14 protein-coding genes are annotated in these 16,228 nt (G+C 65.2%); 7 read left to right on the top strand and 7 right to left on the bottom strand.

What is annotated here, in order from left to right; translation table 11 throughout:
- Positions 1–193 precede the first annotated feature (193 nt).
- Entirely contained in the window at positions 194–1,297 is a 1,104-nt protein-coding gene (locus I6F31_RS33710; RefSeq protein ID WP_225186865.1) for a glycosyltransferase family 1 protein, read from the bottom strand.
- A 181-nt stretch (positions 1,298–1,478) separates the two neighbouring features.
- On the opposite strand from I6F31_RS33710, the gene I6F31_RS33715 reads away from it, so the two are divergent.
- Complete coding sequence (locus I6F31_RS33715) at positions 1,479–2,366, top strand: aldose 1-epimerase family protein (protein ID WP_225186847.1); 888 nt, start codon at positions 1,479–1,481, stop codon at positions 2,364–2,366.
- 62 nt (positions 2,367–2,428) lie between these two features.
- On the opposite strand, the gene I6F31_RS33720 is transcribed toward I6F31_RS33715, so the two are convergent.
- Positions 2,429–3,277 (bottom strand): MBL fold metallo-hydrolase, encoded by an 849-nt coding sequence (locus I6F31_RS33720; protein ID WP_225186848.1) that lies wholly within the window; start codon positions 3,275–3,277, stop codon positions 2,429–2,431.
- A 247-nt stretch (positions 3,278–3,524) separates the two neighbouring features.
- On the opposite strand from I6F31_RS33720, the gene I6F31_RS33725 reads away from it, so the two are divergent.
- On the top strand, positions 3,525–4,328 hold the full coding sequence (locus I6F31_RS33725) for a response regulator transcription factor (protein ID WP_036024738.1): 804 nt from the start codon (positions 3,525–3,527) through the stop codon (positions 4,326–4,328).
- Between the two features lie 68 nt (positions 4,329–4,396).
- Here the strand turns inward: I6F31_RS33725 and I6F31_RS33730 are convergent, their stop codons facing one another.
- Together I6F31_RS33730 and I6F31_RS33735 are read right to left on the bottom strand one after the other, a co-directional pair.
- A complete protein-coding gene (locus I6F31_RS33730; RefSeq protein WP_346656511.1) occupies positions 4,397–5,293 on the bottom strand; it encodes a transglycosylase SLT domain-containing protein in 897 nt (298 codons plus the stop codon).
- Positions 5,220–6,356: a CocE/NonD family hydrolase gene (locus I6F31_RS33735; protein WP_225186850.1), complete on the bottom strand. Its 1,137-nt coding sequence runs from the start codon at positions 6,354–6,356 to the stop codon at positions 5,220–5,222. The genes I6F31_RS33730 and I6F31_RS33735 overlap by 74 nt, the downstream gene beginning before the upstream one ends.
- 164 nt (positions 6,357–6,520) lie before the next feature.
- Between I6F31_RS33735 and pgm the strand changes: the two genes are divergently transcribed.
- The 4 genes from pgm (at position 6,521) to I6F31_RS33755 (ending at position 11,152) form a co-directional block, all read left to right on the top strand.
- Positions 6,521–8,167: a phosphoglucomutase (alpha-D-glucose-1,6-bisphosphate-dependent) gene (gene pgm, locus I6F31_RS33740; RefSeq protein ID WP_036013920.1), complete on the top strand. Its 1,647-nt coding sequence runs from the start codon at positions 6,521–6,523 to the stop codon at positions 8,165–8,167.
- Between the two features lie 187 nt (positions 8,168–8,354).
- Positions 8,355–9,404, top strand: a complete 1,050-nt coding sequence (locus I6F31_RS33745; RefSeq protein ID WP_036013919.1) for an aromatic ring-hydroxylating dioxygenase subunit alpha — start codon at positions 8,355–8,357, stop codon at positions 9,402–9,404.
- Between the two features lie 3 nt (positions 9,405–9,407).
- Positions 9,408–10,160, top strand: a complete 753-nt coding sequence (locus tag I6F31_RS33750; protein WP_036013918.1) for a GntR family transcriptional regulator — start codon at positions 9,408–9,410, stop codon at positions 10,158–10,160.
- 11 nt (positions 10,161–10,171) lie between these two features.
- Complete coding sequence (locus I6F31_RS33755; protein WP_036013917.1) at positions 10,172–11,152, top strand: PDR/VanB family oxidoreductase; 981 nt, start codon at positions 10,172–10,174, stop codon at positions 11,150–11,152.
- Positions 11,153–11,384: 232 nt separating this feature from the next.
- On the opposite strand, the gene I6F31_RS33760 is transcribed toward I6F31_RS33755, so the two are convergent.
- The 3 genes from I6F31_RS33760 to I6F31_RS33770 all read right to left on the bottom strand — a co-directional run bounded on the left by I6F31_RS33760 (position 11,385) and on the right by I6F31_RS33770 (position 15,065).
- Positions 11,385–13,346 (bottom strand): EAL domain-containing protein, encoded by a 1,962-nt coding sequence (locus tag I6F31_RS33760; protein ID WP_036013916.1) that lies wholly within the window; start codon positions 13,344–13,346, stop codon positions 11,385–11,387.
- Positions 13,347–13,517: 171 nt separating this feature from the next.
- Positions 13,518–14,378, bottom strand: coding sequence for an EamA family transporter (locus I6F31_RS33765; protein WP_036013915.1), 861 nt, complete (start codon positions 14,376–14,378; stop codon positions 13,518–13,520).
- 72 nt (positions 14,379–14,450) lie between these two features.
- Entirely contained in the window at positions 14,451–15,065 is a 615-nt protein-coding gene (locus tag I6F31_RS33770) for a TetR/AcrR family transcriptional regulator (RefSeq protein WP_036013914.1), read from the bottom strand.
- A 149-nt stretch (positions 15,066–15,214) separates the two neighbouring features.
- Between I6F31_RS33770 and I6F31_RS33775 the strand changes: the two genes are divergently transcribed.
- Positions 15,215–16,225: a hypothetical protein gene (locus I6F31_RS33775; RefSeq protein ID WP_225186851.1), complete on the top strand. Its 1,011-nt coding sequence runs from the start codon at positions 15,215–15,217 to the stop codon at positions 16,223–16,225.
- The last annotated feature ends 3 nt before the right edge of the window (positions 16,226–16,228 follow it).

Genomic DNA, 16,228 nt, shown 5'->3' on the forward strand with positions numbered 1-16,228 from the left:
GCTAGTGCGAAACACAGTTCCTCGAATACGTAGCGATATTGGGGCAGCGATGTGGTGATGTTGCGCCAAGGCGCTCGTGCTTGCGATCATCGCAAGAACGAAGAAGAAATTTCATGGAACCAGGCAAAGAGCCGCGAGTTGCAAACCGTTTGTGCAAAAACCGTTGCGCGCGATAGGCGAACCGCGCCGCGTTTCACGCAGCGCTGGCGACCTTCGCCGGCACTGCGAGGTGATCGAGCAACGTCTTCGCCGATTTCTTCCACGAATAGAGTGCAAGGCGATCCTGTTGCCGCCGGCGTTCCTGGTCCGAGATCGCGCCGATTGCCAATCTTTCGAGCATGAGCTGCTTCAGCGCCTCGGCATCGGTGGCGTCAAAATACGCAGCCGCGTCTCCGCACGTCTCCACGACGGCGTCGGCCCTCGAGGCGATGACCGGGCAGCCGAAGATCATGGCTTCGAGCGGCGGCACGCCGAACCCCTCGTAGAGCGAGGGAAACACGAAGGCCGATGCGTGCGCATAGAGCGCGGCAATCTCGCTGTCGGTCAGACGGCCGGCCAGCACCAGGCCGGAAGCCCCTTCGCCCGAATTATCCTGAAAGACCTTGCTGTTGTCGCCGCCGACGATGACCAGGGGAACGTCTGCCCGGTCGAGCAGCTGGATGGCGCGGATCGCGACGGACAGATTCTTGTTCTTGGTTTTCGAGCCCACGAAGAGGAAGAACTTCTGCGGCTGAACGCCAAGTCGGGCCAGGATGCCGGGATCGGGCTTCGTGGCTGCAAAGTGCTCGGCGCTGTTGGGGAAGACGGGAATGCGCGATGCCGAGAGATTCAGCACGTCCGCAAGCTCCTTGCGGGAAAATCCCGACACCGTTGCGATGCTTGCGTGCCGGGCGAGCATCCGCCCCATCGTGCGATGGACGGTCAGATAGCGCCAGTTGAAGAAGTCGGGCCTGCGAAAGACCTGGGCGTCGTGAATCACGACGATGTGGTCGCGATGGAAGACCGGTCCGGAATTGGCCAGGCTGATCAAGCGGCCTCCGGCGGCAGCGCGGGCGAGATCGATTTGATCCCACGCGTGCCCATGCAGCCGGCCGACAGCGCGAATCTTGATCCGGTCGAGATCAAGTTCCTCGCTTGCATCCGCGGGCTTCAACAATTGCCAGTCTGCGTTGCGCAGCGAGGTCGGAATCTGCTCCGACGCGAGCAGCACGTCGATCGCCTTGACCATTTCAGCGGCATAACGCTGCACGCCCGTGAGCTTTTGCGACAGAAAGCGGCCGTTGATGAAGAATTTCAATTGGGGACCACGATGGTTCATGGAGTTCCGGCCGGGTTCGCGGGGAGCTCGCGGTGGAGGAGCCGCACGTGAGCAATCGTTAGGTACAGAAATATGACGCAGCCGGGCATGGCTCGGAGGCGCCGCCTGCATGGCCCGGCGTCGCCTTGCTGCGTGCCAGGCCGGGGTGTAGAGGTCGGCCATGACCGATGACACCCACTCCTTCCGCTGCGGCTCGCTCACCGCGACCGTCAAGGCGCACGGCGCCGAGCTCTGCTCGCTGAAGGGCGGCGGCACCGAATTCCTTTGGCAGGCGGGGCCGGAATGGCCGCGTCACGCGCCGCTGCTGTTTCCGATCGTCGGGCGCCTTGCCAACGACGAATTGCGGCATCAGGGCAAGACGTATCGGATGACGCAGCACGGCTTCGCCCGCGACAGCCGCTTCGTGTGGGCAGAACGCGGCGAGAGCCGCTGCACCCTGGTGCTCGATGATAATGAGACGACGCGCGCGCTCTATCCGTTCCCGTTCCGGCTGACGGCAGCCTATGCGATCGATGAGTCCGGCCTCGATCTGACGCTCACGATCGCCAACACCGGCAAGGAGACGTTGCCGGCCTCGCTCGGCGGTCATCCCGCCTTCAATTGGCCGCTGCAGCCCGGCGCGGCGAAGGAGAGCCATGCGCTGACTTTCGCGAGCGCCGAACCGTCTCCGGTCCGCCGTCTCGAAGGTGGATTGCTGCGGCCGGCAGCGGAGCCGAGCCCGGTCAAAGGCACCTCGCTTCCCTTGTCGGACTCCCTGTTCGTCGACGACGCCATCATCTTCGACCGCATCGAGAGCACTTCGGTCCGCTATGCCGCGGCGGGCGGTGCATCGACCGGGCCATGGCTGAAAATGTCCTGGCGCGGATTTCGCGAGCTCGGCGTCTGGTCGAAACCGTCAGGCGCGCCGTTCCTCTGCATCGAGCCCTGGCGCGGCTACGCAAGTCCCGCCGGCTTCCATGGCGAGTTCGCCGACAAGCCGGGACTGATGCACATCGCGCCGGGCGCTGAGGAAGAATTATCCTACCGGATCGAGGTCGGATCGTCCTGACGCCGAACGGCTTCCGCACGCATGATTTGTTGCGGCGCGCGTGCTTCGATCTTCGATCATCCTCAGACCTCGATGCGCGTGAGATCCTCGCCGAGCACGACCGGTCCTGCATAGTCCCGCCTGACGTCATCAAGCAATGCGTTCAGCATGGCATCGTCGGTGCGCGGACGGTGATGGGTCAGCGCGAGCTTCTTGACGCCGGCTCTGGCCGCGATCTTCCCGACCGTGTCGCCGCAGGCGATCGTGTATTTCGCAAGCCGGCGCAAATGCTCGTTGTTGATCTCCGGCGTGGCGAGGAAGCAGCACTGCACCAGCAGGTCGGCTCCCTCGGCCAGCCGCTCGAGCCCGGGGCAGGGGACGGTGTCGCCGGAAATAGCAATGACCTTGCCTTCCGCTTCGAAGCGATAGCCGAGACAGATCCAGCGCGCCAGAAAGGCCGGCGGCATGTCGAGGGCATCGCCATGCGAGACCAGTTCGGCACTGATCTTCCAGCGACCGGTGTCGAGCACGGGGCCTGGAATGATGTCCGTTGCGGCGACCGGCTTCCAGCCGCCGAAGCTCGGCTCGCCCTGGTCCCGCCAGATGATGTCCTTGTCGTAGACCTGCGTGATGAGCGTGTTGACGAGCCGCTCAGTGTCCGGCGGCCCATAGATGCGCAACTCATCCTTGCGCCCGTGCATCCACGAATTCAACATCACATCGTAGAGATCGCCGATGTGGTCGAAATGGTGATGGGTGAGGAAGACCGTGTTGATGGCGCCGAGCGGCACGCCGGCCTTGTGAAGCTGCACCATGACGCCACGGCCGGCGTCGAACAGGATGTTCTCCTCGCCAAGCCTGATCAGCGTGGTCGTCGCCATGCGGCGCGGGTCCGGGCGCGGGCCGCCGGTGCCGAGCAGTATGACCTCCATGCGCCACCTCCGAGTGCAGGCTTTTGGAGGCACAGTAGATGCGAAGCTCACAGGGGAGCAAGCCGCAGAGCGCCGCCCGAAGTACGATCTGCTTTTCCGAAAATCGGGAGACTGCCGGCGCGACGGTGCGCAAAATGAGAATTGTGGGCCAATTCATACTTAATGTGCCAAGAGCATGACCAATATTGTTTGCGCATCACAACGCGCCTAGTATCGCGGCAGGCAATTTCGGGGGCTCGAACAGGCTGTGAATGCCCGTTCACATGACGGCGCGTTGCGCGGCGACTTGAATCTGCAGGTCGGGACGCAGGCACATGGGACCGCCAGGACGGCGGTAGCTTCCGCTCGTCCGCCCGGCCGCGAGCGGCTGATCGTCGTCGAGGACGATCCGGTGACGCGGACCATGCTGGTCGACTATTTCAGCGACAACAATTTCGACGTGGTCGGCGCCGGCACCTGCACGGAGTGCCGTCAGGCGCTGCGCGCGCGCACCGATCTCGTCTTCCTCGACGTGCAACTGCCTGACGGGGACGGCTTCGAGCTCGCCAAGGAGATCCAGGCCACCAGCAACGCGGGCATCATCTTCGTGACGCGGCGCGACACCGACGTCGACCGCATCCTCGGCCTCGAGGTCGCCGGCGACCATTACGTCACCAAGCCGATCAACCTGCGCGATCTGCTCGCGCGTGCGCGCAGCGTGCTGCGGCGTCGCTCGATCGACCGCAAGGCGGCGCGCAACCACAATTCGATCGCGTTCGGCGACTGGATCATCGACCTGACCCGGCGCGAATTGCTCGGCAACGACGGCAAGCCGGTGGCGCTGACGCGCGCCGAATTCGACCTGCTGGCGGCGCTCGTCGGCGCCGACGGCAGGCCGCTCAGCCGCGACTATCTGATCGAGGTGGTCAGCAACCGCCAGGCCGAAGTCGACATCCGCACCGTCGATGCGCTGGTGGCGCGGCTGCGCCGCAAGCTCGTCGGCAGCGGCACGCCCGTGATCGCGACCGTCACCGGCGTCGGCTACAAGCTCGCGCTCAGCGAGCGGCTGTAGCGCAAGATCCGGAAAAGCGTGCAGCGGTTTTCCGGCAAGATCATGCTCAGACAATAGCAACATCGCCGTCAGCGCGATGCGACGCGCTTCCAACGTGCTTCGATGCGCGCCTTGATCCGGCTGACCCTGGCCTCATGGGCCGCCCAATAGGCGCGGCTGGCGGCCGCGGTGCCTTGACGATAGCGGGCATAGACCGCCTTCGGCTGCACCGGCATCTTCGGGCGGCTCGCCGGTTTCACGGGCGCCGCAGCCGCAACCGCAACGGCAGCTGCAACCGTGGACGCCGGATCCGGAGCAGCCGCAGCTTCGCGCTCTCCCGGCATCGCGCTCATCGCGACAAGCCGGTTGCGGGCCCGGTTGCAATAGACCTGCGACCGCGCGCTCATCTCCACTTCGCCATGACCCGCCCGGTATTTCATCAGCGCGCGGCAGAGGTCCCCGCCCGAAAGCCGCCAGGCTTGGCTGAGATAGAGCACCCCGTAATGGATGTTGACGTCGGGTTCGGCCAGCTCCGCGCTGCTGCCGCGGAAGCCCAGCATCGCCGCGGTCTCGGGGCGCACCTGCATCAGGCCGATTTCGCCCGCGCTGCCGATGGCCGCCGGGTTGTAGCCGCTTTCGACGAAGACGACCGCCTCGGCGATATCGGCCGGCAGATCGGTGCTCTTGGTTTCCCGCTCGATGATCTTTCGGATCATGGCCCGCGACGACGGCGTTTCGCCGGCGCCGAGCTCGCTGCTGCCGTCGGCCGCATGTGTGCCGATCGGAGCCGACACGAGCAGGACGACCGCGACGTGCTTCCACGTCGCGCCGAGAATGGAGCGTGCCCGATCCCGCAGCATGGGCCTGTCATAGAGCGCCGGAGTTAACAAACCGGCCTCAGGCGTTTGTGCGTCACGGTCGCGCGCGGGCGCTCTGGTCGGTGGATCTGGCCTGCGACGGCTCCTCCAGCTGGTCATCGACCGCATAGAGCGTGCAGCTGGGCGACCATTTCATGCAGGCCGCCAGCGAGTCGCGCCGGGCCTCCTCGGTCGTCGCACGTCCGGCGCGCCAGCCGTAGCCGCCGTTCGGCGACACCGCAAAGGCCTTGTGCGGCAGCAGGCTGGCGAGATAGCGCGCGAACTCGGCCCGCGCGGCCTCGTTGAGCTGGCGTGGCGGCGGCAGCGGATCAGGCAGGCCCAGTACTTCATGGCCGAGCCCGCGCTCGCGCAGGAAGGCGTCGAGATACGGTGTCCATTGCGGCCGGCCCGCGACCGAATAGAGATAATGCCCGTCTTCGCCGTAAGCCGGTGCCGCCACGAACCTCGCATTGCCGCCGCCGGCGCGAAATCCGTCATGGAGCCGGCGCGCGAGGTCGGGACCGAAATAGGAATCGTTGCTGGCATAGACCCACAGCATGGGCACGTGCGAGGTCTTGCCGAAGGTGGCGAAGGCCTGCACCAGCCCATCCGGATTGCAGACATCGTCGTCGTTGCGCGAGCCGCGGCCGCCGGCAAAATTGATTGCGGCGACGAGGCCCGCCGGCGCCTGTGCGCTCAGCGCCACCGTTGCAAGGCCGCCTGCGGAATGGCCGGCCGCGATCATGCCCGATGTCGTCACGTCGCCCCGGTGCGCCATCGCATCGATCGCGGCGCGCAGATCGGCAACCGCGACGGCGGCCGCCGGCAGGTACGCGGCCTTTGCGCAACCGCCGACGCTGTCGACGCGCCCGCCCAGCGAGGTGCCGTAGCCGCGCCGCATCACCACCAGCGCCGCAAAGCCGCGCCGGGCGTATTCCAGCGCGATGCCATAATATTTGTGCGCCGACATGGTCGCGCGGTCCTCGAACTTGCGCGGCGAGCCGTGGCTGAGCAGCGCCAGCGGATAGCGCTTGGTCCCGACTGGTCGGACCAGAAAGGCCTCCAGCCCCTGCGGTCCGGCCTCCGCCATCGGGATGCGCAGGTCCTCGGTGTAGAACTCCGCGGCGCGCGCCGGTGCACCGGCCAGGGCGAGGCCGGCGATCAGCACGAGCAGCTTGCGCGAAGGGATCATGAGACGATTCGAAAGGGCGGTGCTGCCGAGCATAGCACGAAGGCCGCTCATGGGGACTGCAGCGCCTCCAAGGAACGCCTTCCCCGTCGCGCGTGTTGTGCCCTTGGCGGGGGCTTGGCCGATGCTATGGTGTCCCGCACTCACGACAGGACGAGGGTATTCCAGTGGCTGATGTTCATCCCGCGGCGGGCAAGCAGGCCTCGCCGGACGCGCTCACCAATATTCCGCGGCTGGTGACGGCCTATTTCGCCGGCAAGCCGGATGCGTCCGATCCGGCACAGCGCGTGGCGTTCGGCACGTCGGGCCATCGCGGCACCTCGTTCAAGAACACCTTCAACGAAGGCCACATCCTCGCGACCACGCAGGCGATTTGTGATTACCGCAAGGAGAAGGGCCTGACCGGCCCGCTCTTCATCGGCATCGATACCCATGCGCTGGCCGAGCCGGCGCTTACAAGCGCCGTCGAGGTGTTCGCAGCCAACGGCGTCGAGGTCATGATCGACAAGGATGGCGGCTACACGCCGACGCCCGTCATCTCGCATGCGATCCTCACCTATAACAAGGGCCGCACCTCTGGTCTTGCTGACGGCGTCGTCATCACCCCCTCGCACAATCCCCCCGAGGACGGCGGCTACAAATACAATCCGCCTCATGGCGGCCCGGCCGATACGGACGTGACCGCTGCCGTCGAGAAGTGCGCCAACGCCTATCTCGCCGGCGAGCTCGAGGACGTGAAGCGCATCGACTATTCGAGGGCGCGCAAGGCCGCGAATGTCCACGCCTACGACTTCGTCACGCCTTACGTCGCCGATCTCGGCAATGTCGTCGATCTGGACCTCGTTAAATCCGCCGGCGTCAAGATCGGCATCGATCCGCTCGGCGGCGCCGCCGTGCATTACTGGCATCCGATCATCGAGCGCTATGGCCTCAACGCCACAGTCGTGAACGAGGCGATCGATCCGACCTTCCGTTTCATGACGGTGGACTGGGACGGCAAGATCCGCATGGACTGCTCCTCGCCTTACGCGATGGCGAGCCTGATCGGCATGCGCGACCGCTTCGACGTCGCCTTTGCCAACGACACCGACGCCGACCGTCACGGCATCGTCACGCGCACCGGCGGGTTGATGAATCCGAACCATTACCTGGCGACCGCGATCTCCTACCTGTTCGCGCACCGTCCGGACTGGGGCAAGGATGCGGCGATCGGCAAGACCGTGGTGTCGAGCTCGATCATCGACCGCGTCGCCAAAAAGCTCGGCCGCAAGCTGGTGGAGACGCCGGTCGGCTTCAAATGGTTCGTCGACGGCCTCGTCACCGGCGGCTTCGGCTTCGGCGGCGAGGAGAGTGCAGGGGCCTCGTTCTTGCGCCGCGACGGCGCGGTGTGGACCACCGACAAGGACGGCGTCATCCTCGGCCTGCTCGCTGCCGAGATCATGGCCAAGACCGGCCGCGATCCCAGCCAGATCTTCAATGATCTCACCGCCGAATTCGGCATGCCGCATTACGCGCGCATCGACGTTGCCGCCACCGGGCCGCAGAAGAACATCCTGAAGTCCCTCACACCAGAGCAGCTCGGCCTCAAGGACCTCGCCGGCGATCCCGTTCGCGCGACGCTGAGCAAGGCGCCGGGCAACGGCCAGCCCTTCGGCGGCGTCAAGGTCGAAACCGATTTCGGCTGGTTCGCGGCGCGCCCGTCCGGCACTGAGGACGTCTACAAGATCTACGCCGAAAGCTTCCGCAGCCCCGAGCACCTGAAACGGATCCAGGAGGAAGCCCAGGCGGGCCTAGCCAAGGTGTTCGCGAGTTAAAGCCAACACTGGCGCTTTCTTACCCTCCCCTCCAGGGGAGGGTAAGGGGAGACGGACGCGATCCATTCCCCCGCTCTGTATACAAGCAAAGGGATAAAGGTATTAAAGTAGAGCTGATTCTCCCTTGAACAATTCCATCCCTCAGCTATTGTATACAGAACGTATTCATAAGCCGTGGGAGTGAGACATGACAAAACCCTTCCCCATGAATGCCTGGTACGCCGCGGCGTGGGACGCCGACGTCAAGGCGGCGTTGCTGCCGCGGACGATCTGCGGCAAGCATGTCGTGATGTATCGCAAGGCCGACGGCACGGTGACCGCGCTGGAGGACGCCTGCTGGCATCGCCTGGTGCCGCTGTCCAAGGGCCGGCTTGAAGGCGACACTGTCGTCTGCGGCTATCATGGCCTCAAATACAACGCGCAGGGGCGCTGCACCTTCATGCCCTCGCAGGAGACCATCAACCCCTCGGCCTGCGTGCGTGCCTATCCCGTGGTCGAGCGTCACCGCTACGTCTGGCTCTGGATGGGCGATCCCGCACTTGCCGATCCCGCGCTCGTCCCCGACATGCACTGGAATCACGACCCGGCCTGGGCCGGCGACGGCAAGACCATCCACGTCAATTGCGACTACCGCCTCGTGCTCGACAATCTCATGGATCTCACCCACGAGACCTTCGTGCACGGCTCCTCCATCGGCAATGACGCCGTCGCCGAGGCGCCGTTCGACGTCACCCATGGCGAGAAGACGGTGACGGTGACGCGCTGGATGCGGGGCATCGAGCCGCCGCCGTTCTGGGCCAAGCAGCTCGGCAAGCCCGGCCTCGTCGACCGCTGGCAGATCATCCGCTTCGAGGCGCCGTGCACCATCGCCATCGACGTCGGCGTCGCGCCGACAGGGACCGGTGCGCCGGAAGGCGACCGCTCGCAGGGCGTCAACGGCTTCGTGCTCAATACGATCACGCCGGAGACCGAGAAGACCTGTCACTATTTCTGGTCGTTCGTCCGCAATTATCGGATCAGTGAGCAGCGCCTCACCACCGAGATCCGCGAGGGCGTCTCCGGCATCTTCCGCGAGGACGAGCTGATCCTCGAAGCGCAGCAGCGCGCGATGGACGAAAACCCCGACCGCATCTTCTACAACCTCAACATCGACGCCGGCGCGATGTGGTCGCGCAAGCTGATCGATCGGATGGTGGCGAAGGAAAACGCCCCAAAGCACCTTCAGGCCGCGGAGTAGAACATGGCCGAGCGTGAGGTCGACCGCTCCATCTCGCAGACCGTGAAGGCGCAGCTCGCGCTGCGCGACCAGATCCTGTCGGGCGCCTTGCGGCCGGGCGAGCGCATCTCCGAGCTGCAGGCGGTGGAGACCACAGGCGCTTCGCGCACACCGGTGCGCATGGCGCTGGTGCGGCTGGAGGAGGAGGGGCTGTTGGAGGCGATCCCCTCCGGCGGCTTCATGGTGAAGGCGTTTTCCGAGCGCGACATCTCCGATTCCATCGAGCTGCGCGGCACGCTGGAAGGCCTGGCGGCGCGCTTTGCCGCCGAGCGCGGCGTCTCTGCGCGCGAGCTCGAGCCGCTGAAGGAGTGCCTTGCTGCGATCGACGAGCTGCTGCGGCAGGTGCCGATCTCGGTCGATGCTTTCTCGTCCTACGTCGCGCTGAATGCGCGCTTCCACGCCCAGCTCACGGAACTGTCGCGCAGCCCGCCGCTGATCCGGCAGATCGACCGCGCCTCGGCGCTGCCGTTTGCCTCGCCGAGCGGCTTCGTGATGGCGCAATCGGCGTTGCCGGAGGCACAGCAGATCCTGATCATCGCCCAGGAGCACCATCGGGTCGTGATCGACGCCATCGAGAACCGCGAAGGCGCGCGCGCCGAGGCCGTCATGCGCGAGCATGCCCGGCTGGCGGTGCGAAACCTGCGGCTCGCGCTGCGCAACCGCACCCATCTCGACCTCTTGCCGGCGCTCGCGCTGATCAAGACCGCAACCGATTGAGGGCAGTCACCATGCGCTTCATCGAGACCTGGACCCCAGCAACGCTCGTCGCCACCCGCGATCTCACCCCGAACGTCCGCGAATTCCAGATCAAGCCGGATCAGTTCGAGGCCGCGGCCTATCCGGTCGGCAGCCACATCAATGTCAGCGTCACCATCGACGGCCTGCCGGAGACGCGGTCCTATTCGCTGGTTGGCGAGGCCTCGTCGCACGGCCTCCGAATTGCTGTGCGCCGCGCGGAGGATTCCCGTGGCGGCTCCCGCTACATGTGGTCCTTGCAGTCGGGCGCGCGGCTCGACATCACCCAGCCCGCCTCGCTGCTCGCGGTGGACTGGACTCGCGAGAATTATTGCCTGATTGCCGGCGGCATCGGCATCACCCCGATCCTCGGCGCCGCGCAGGCGCTGGCGCGGCGCGGGGCGGATGTCACGCTGCATTATGCCGTACGCTCGCGCCGCGAGGCCGCCTATCTCGACGATCTCGCCGCGATGCTTGGCGATCGCCTCGTCGTTCATGCCAGCGAGGAAGGCAGCCGGCTCGATATGGACGCGCTGTTCGCCTCATTGCCGCAAGGCACGCTAGCGCTGTTCTGCGGCCCGATGCGCATGCTCGACGCCGCACGCCATGCCTGGATCGGCGCCGGCCATCCGCTCCCCGATCTCCGCTACGAGACGTTCGGCTCCAGCGGCACGCTGCCCACCGAAACGTTCAGGGTGCGCCTGAAAGACTCCGGTGTCGAGCTCGAGATCCCGCGTGAGCGCTCGATGCTCGACGTGCTCAATGCCAGCGGCTTTGAGGTGATATCCGATTGCAAGCGCGGCGAATGCGGCCTCTGTGCCATCGACGTGGTCAATGTCGACGGCGAGATCGACCATCGCGACGTCTTCTTCAGCGACCATCAGAAACAGAGCAACCAGAAGATCTGCGCCTGCGTCTCCCGCGCGCGCGGCACGATCACGGTGGATACGTTGCTGCGCGCGGATGCGGTTTGAAGGAGGCCGGAGCGGGACTCTCCTAGGAGCAAGTAGACGGCGCCGCGGGCTCCACCTCTCCCGCTTGCGGGAGAGGTCGCGCCGAAGGCGCGGGTGAGGGTTCTCTCCTCTGGGGGAATCCCTGTAGCCCGGATGGAGCGGAGCGAAATCCGGGGCGGTGTTGCTCCGGCGCACACTCGTCCCGGATTGCGCTCCGCTCCATCCGGGCTACGAAGGACCAATCGGTAGAGCCCTACGCCGCGTAAATCGCCCGGTACTTCTTCGTCTCCAGCAGCGCCATCACCCCGTCCGCGGCCACCGGCCGGCTGATCAGATAGCCCTGCACCTCGTCGCAACTGATCTGCCTGAGATATTCGAGCTGGTCGGCGGACTCGACCCCCTCCGCCACGACGCCGATCCGCAAATCGCGCGCAAGCGAGATCACCGATTTCACGATGGCCGCGCAGTCCGGCTGCACCAGCATGTCGCGGATGAAGGACTGGTCGATCTTGATGCGGCTGAACGGCAGTTTGCGCAGGTAGGTCAGCGAGGAGAAGCCGGTGCCAAAATCGTCGAGCGCGAGGGTGACGCCGAGCTCCAGCAGTGCGTTCAGGACCGTCGCGGCCGAACCGTACTTCGCCAGCAGCATCGATTCCGTGATCTCGATCTCGAGACGTTGCGGGGCGATCCTGGCGTCGGCGAGCGCCTGCACGATGGTCTGGAGGATGGCCGTGTTGTGAAATTGCGCGGCCGAGAAATTCACGGCAACCCTGATGTCTTCGGGCCAGTCCGCCAGCGTCGCGCAGGCGCGGCGGATGACCCATTCGCCGATCTCGTGGATCAGCCCGGTCTCTTCGGCGACTGGTATGAATTCACTCGGAGGAACCAGCCCGCGCGAAGGGTGCTGCCAGCGCAATAGCGCCTCGAAGCCGGTGATCCGGTTGGTGCCGAGATCGAGGAATGGCTGGAACACCAGGAACAGCTCGTTGCGCGCAATCGCGCCTGCGAGGTCCGCTTGCAGCGCCTTGCGCTCGCGGGACGATTTGTCGTCGGCCTGTTCGAAGAAGCAGACCGTGCCCGGCCCCACCTTCTTGGCGCGGTAGAGCGCGGCATCGGCATTCTTCATGAGGTCGAGCGGCGTGTTGCCGTCGCGTGGCGCCAGCACGATGCCGACGCTGATCGCGCCGACGATCTGGCGACCCTCGATCTGGAACGGCTCGCTGAAGGCCGCGACGAAGCGTTCGGCGATCTCGAGCGCATCCTCGGGCCGTGTCAGATTGGCCATCACCAGCGCGAACTCGTCGCCGCCGATCCGCGCGACGTGCTCGGCGGCGCGCGTGCAGCGTTGCAGGCGGCTGGCGACCTGGACCAGGAATTCGTCGCCGGCGGGATGGCCGAACTGGTCGTTGACCTCCTTGAAGCGGTCGAGATCGAGCAGGAGCACCGCGAATTCCTCGCCCGATAGCGCCAGCCGCTTGAGCGCGGCATCGAGCGTTTCGTTGAAGGCGACGCGGTTGGGCAGGTGGGTCAGGGGATCGAGCCGCACCGTGCGCTCGGCCTCGATCTGCCGCATCATGCGCCGGGCGAACGAGAACGAATTGACGAACACGCCGCGCAAAAGGACGCTGCCGTAGACCACGACGAGAAAGGCGATGAGGAGAAAGGCGAGATCGCCGTTCTGGCCGAGGCAGATGGCGATGCCGAGGAAGATCGGCGCCGTGAAGGCGATCGCCGCGATCGGAATGGTGGCGAAGGCGAGCGCGCCGCCGGCCAGCATGCCCGCGCACAGGCAGGTAATGACGAGCTGGCCGCCGCTGGAAGCGTCGGCGAAGAAGGCGACCGGGACGATGCCCCAGGCGGCGCCGAGGATGAAGGCGTTGCGCACCAGCCGGTACATCGCGCGACGCGAGACGAATTGCGGCTTGGTGATGCGGCGCGCGACGTGGGATTGCAGGCCAAATCCGATCGCGGCGGCGGCGACAGCCGCCGCCCAGATCAGGGCGGGCATTCTGTCCGGCGACTGCCACAGCGCGATGGCGAGCACGATGGCGTTGCAGGCATTGGCCAGCATGATGCCGACCGAATAGCCGAGCACCAGCGACATCTGCTCGGCGCGGATATGCCCGGCCACGGCCTCGTCCGTTGCGGGGCCGCCAAAGGCCGACAGATCGCCGGCGAACAGCCGGGCGACATAGCTGGTCGTTTGAGTCCGCATTCAATAGCCTAGCAGCACGGGCCGTTCTTTTCGGCTCGATCCGGAGAATTCGCCGTAAACCTTTGACGAACTATGAATTATCCCCGCTTGCCGCGCCGGCCGCGACCACTTCTGCGTGCTCTTCACGCAGTATCGATAACAAATCGATACAAATGCCCGACAGGCCGGACATCAAACGGGGCGGGGGCGCGGTCTCAGCTGGGTGATGGCGACCCCGGAGATCGCGAGCAGTCCGCCGACGATCAGCTTGGGCGTAAGCCGGTCGCCGAGAAACAGTACGCTCGAAAGCAAGGCAAACACCGGAAGTAGCAGACCGAAGGGCGCGACGCGCACCATCGAGCAACGGGCGATCAGCCAGAACCAGAGGCCAAACCCGACAATTCCCCCGGCGAAGATCGTGTAGGCGAGCGCCAGCCAGCCAAGTTCGCCCGCCGTCACAAGGCTCGCCGCTTGTCCATGTTCAAGGAGCAGCGACATCAACATGACCTGCGGTACCGTGAGCAGCGAGGACCACCCCATCAACATCAAGGGATCGAAGGGGCCATAACGCTTCGTCAAGACGTTGGACACCGCGAAGGCGAAAGCTGCTCCGACTACAAGCAGCAGCGGAAGCGGGTTGGTGGACTGGCCCGGCTCCGCCGCCAGCACGGTCACGCCGACGAATGCAAGCATCACTCCGGCGCAGGTGGCAAGTGACGGTCTCTCCGCCAGCAGCGGCCAGGCCAACAGAACCGTGAAGGGCGTGGCGAGTTGGTATGCGACGGCCGATATGCTTCCCGAGCCGAGCCCGAGGCCAACGTAGAACAGCCCGAAATTTAGTCCGCCCAGGAAAAGCGAAATGGCTGCGACAGGGCCGAGCTGTTGACGCGTGGGCCTGTCCACGAACGGAACAAGCAGCAGCGCAATGGCCAGAAAGCGCAGTGCGAGGAAGAAGAGCGGTGGAAACTCCGCAACGCCCACTTTGATGGCCACGAACTGATAACCCCAAATCAGGGGAACGGCGATCGCGCAGACGATCTGGATGGCAGACATGGCGGATGTCCTTTTTAAAGACCGATCAGTCCAAATATGGGCGCACCATCAGCGCAGGCGTCACGGGGTTGCTTACCTGACGAAACGACCGATGAGAGCGTCGACGGCCGCTTGCGATGTGGTCCGTGCCGGTGCCGTCTTGCCGACCACGCGCAGCCCTTCAACGAAACAGACGAGAACCCGGGCGGCCGTTGCGGGCTCAACACCATCGGCCAACCTGCCCGCCGCTTTCGCGCGGGACAGTGCATCGGTCACTTTGGCCTCCATCGCCTTGAAGAAGCCCGCGACGCGTCGACCGACGTCGGCATCCCCGCCAGCCAATTCCATGGCCGTGGCCACCAGGAGACATCCGCGCCGACCGTTGCTCCCGCTGGTGCGCTCGACGTAGCCGGCCAGGCAGGCCCGCAGGCCGTCGACCGGATCGTTCCGGGGATCGAATTCCACATCCATCCGCGCCAAGGCATCCGCGATGTAGCGATCGAGCGCGCGCAAGAAGAGCGAATGCTTGTCGCCGAAAGCGGCGTAGAGACTGCCCCGCGACAGCCTGGTCGCGCGAAGGAGATCGGGCAGCGCCGTGGCGTGATAGCCGCGCGACCAGAACACATCCATCGCGCGTTCGACGGCAGCGTCCACGTCGAAACTTCGCGGCCGGCCACGGGGCATCGGCGTTGCAGTATTTTGCCTCATGCCAATATATAGACCGATCAGTCATTAAATGACAAGGCCAAGCTCCGGGGATCATCAGCCTCCTATCCGGACCTCAACACCGGAATCTGCGCTGATGTTTTCTTCTCGTCAGCGGATCGAGACGCCCCCTCGATCGCGTGATACGTTTCGTGGACCGGCAGGCCACCGTGCGCCGCGTCGGCACCGGATGCGTTCGAAATTCCGAGGGCCTGTCCATGAGCGAGCCTTCAGCCGACGTGTCGGCAACGGTCGAATACACGATGGACAAATGGCGGATGGACCGCCTTCCCTGGGCCATGTGGGCTTGCGTCGCCGGCCTTGCGATCGCGCTTCACGCAGAGAGCCGCGGCCAGAATGGAGCGGTTTTGGCAGTCGTCTATGTGGCTCTGCTGGGGCTGGCATTCGCAGGCTATGCCCTGACGAGCCTGATCGGGCGGTCCGGCCTGCCCTTGCTGCTTGAGTTGTTGATCGGCGTCCTGGTCCTGATCATCGTCTCCGGCTTGATCGGTGTGATCAGCGTATTCGTCGGCGGGCCAAGCGGCGGCTCCAGCTATGTCGGCACGATGCGCAGTCACTATTGGACTCATCTCGTGAACCCATCGCTGAACGTTTTCGGCTGGATGTTGCTCTATCTGGGTTTCGGATGGATCGCGTTTTCAGCTTACCGGCACTTCTACGCGGATCGGGCGGTCGTCTCCATGTCTTCCGCGGGCATCCACTTTCACAGGCCATGGCTCAAGGGTCTCTTCATTCCCTGGCAGGAGGTGCGCGGGGTGGGCCATCTGGTCGTTCCCGGCATCTCGGGGGTGCCGTATGTCAGTCCATACGCTGCGGCCGTCACGGTCGGTCAAAACTTCTATGAGCAGCATATCGCCCCGAAGCGCAGCTTCTTCTCGCCACCCGGGGCCGAGGCCATGTTCCAGCCGAAAGGCGAGGCGATCCAGGTGGTGCTGAGCAGCGCCGACATGGCGGTCAAAGCGGAAGATTTTCTCGGGCCTGCCGAGGCGCGGTGGAAGACATTTCGGGATCAACCGGCATCGCCGCCCCAACGCGGCGGCACCGTCTTCTACGGACGGTGGTCGATCGATGGCTCTCGGTGGCAGGCCGTTCAGTTTCTTGCGCCTCTCGTCGGTCTGGCCGTGGTCATGCTGTACCGATAGGGG

The sequence above is a fragment of the Bradyrhizobium sp. NBAIM01 genome (assembly GCF_020194115.1).
Classification (GTDB): Bacteria; Pseudomonadota; Alphaproteobacteria; order Rhizobiales; family Xanthobacteraceae; genus Bradyrhizobium; species Bradyrhizobium yuanmingense.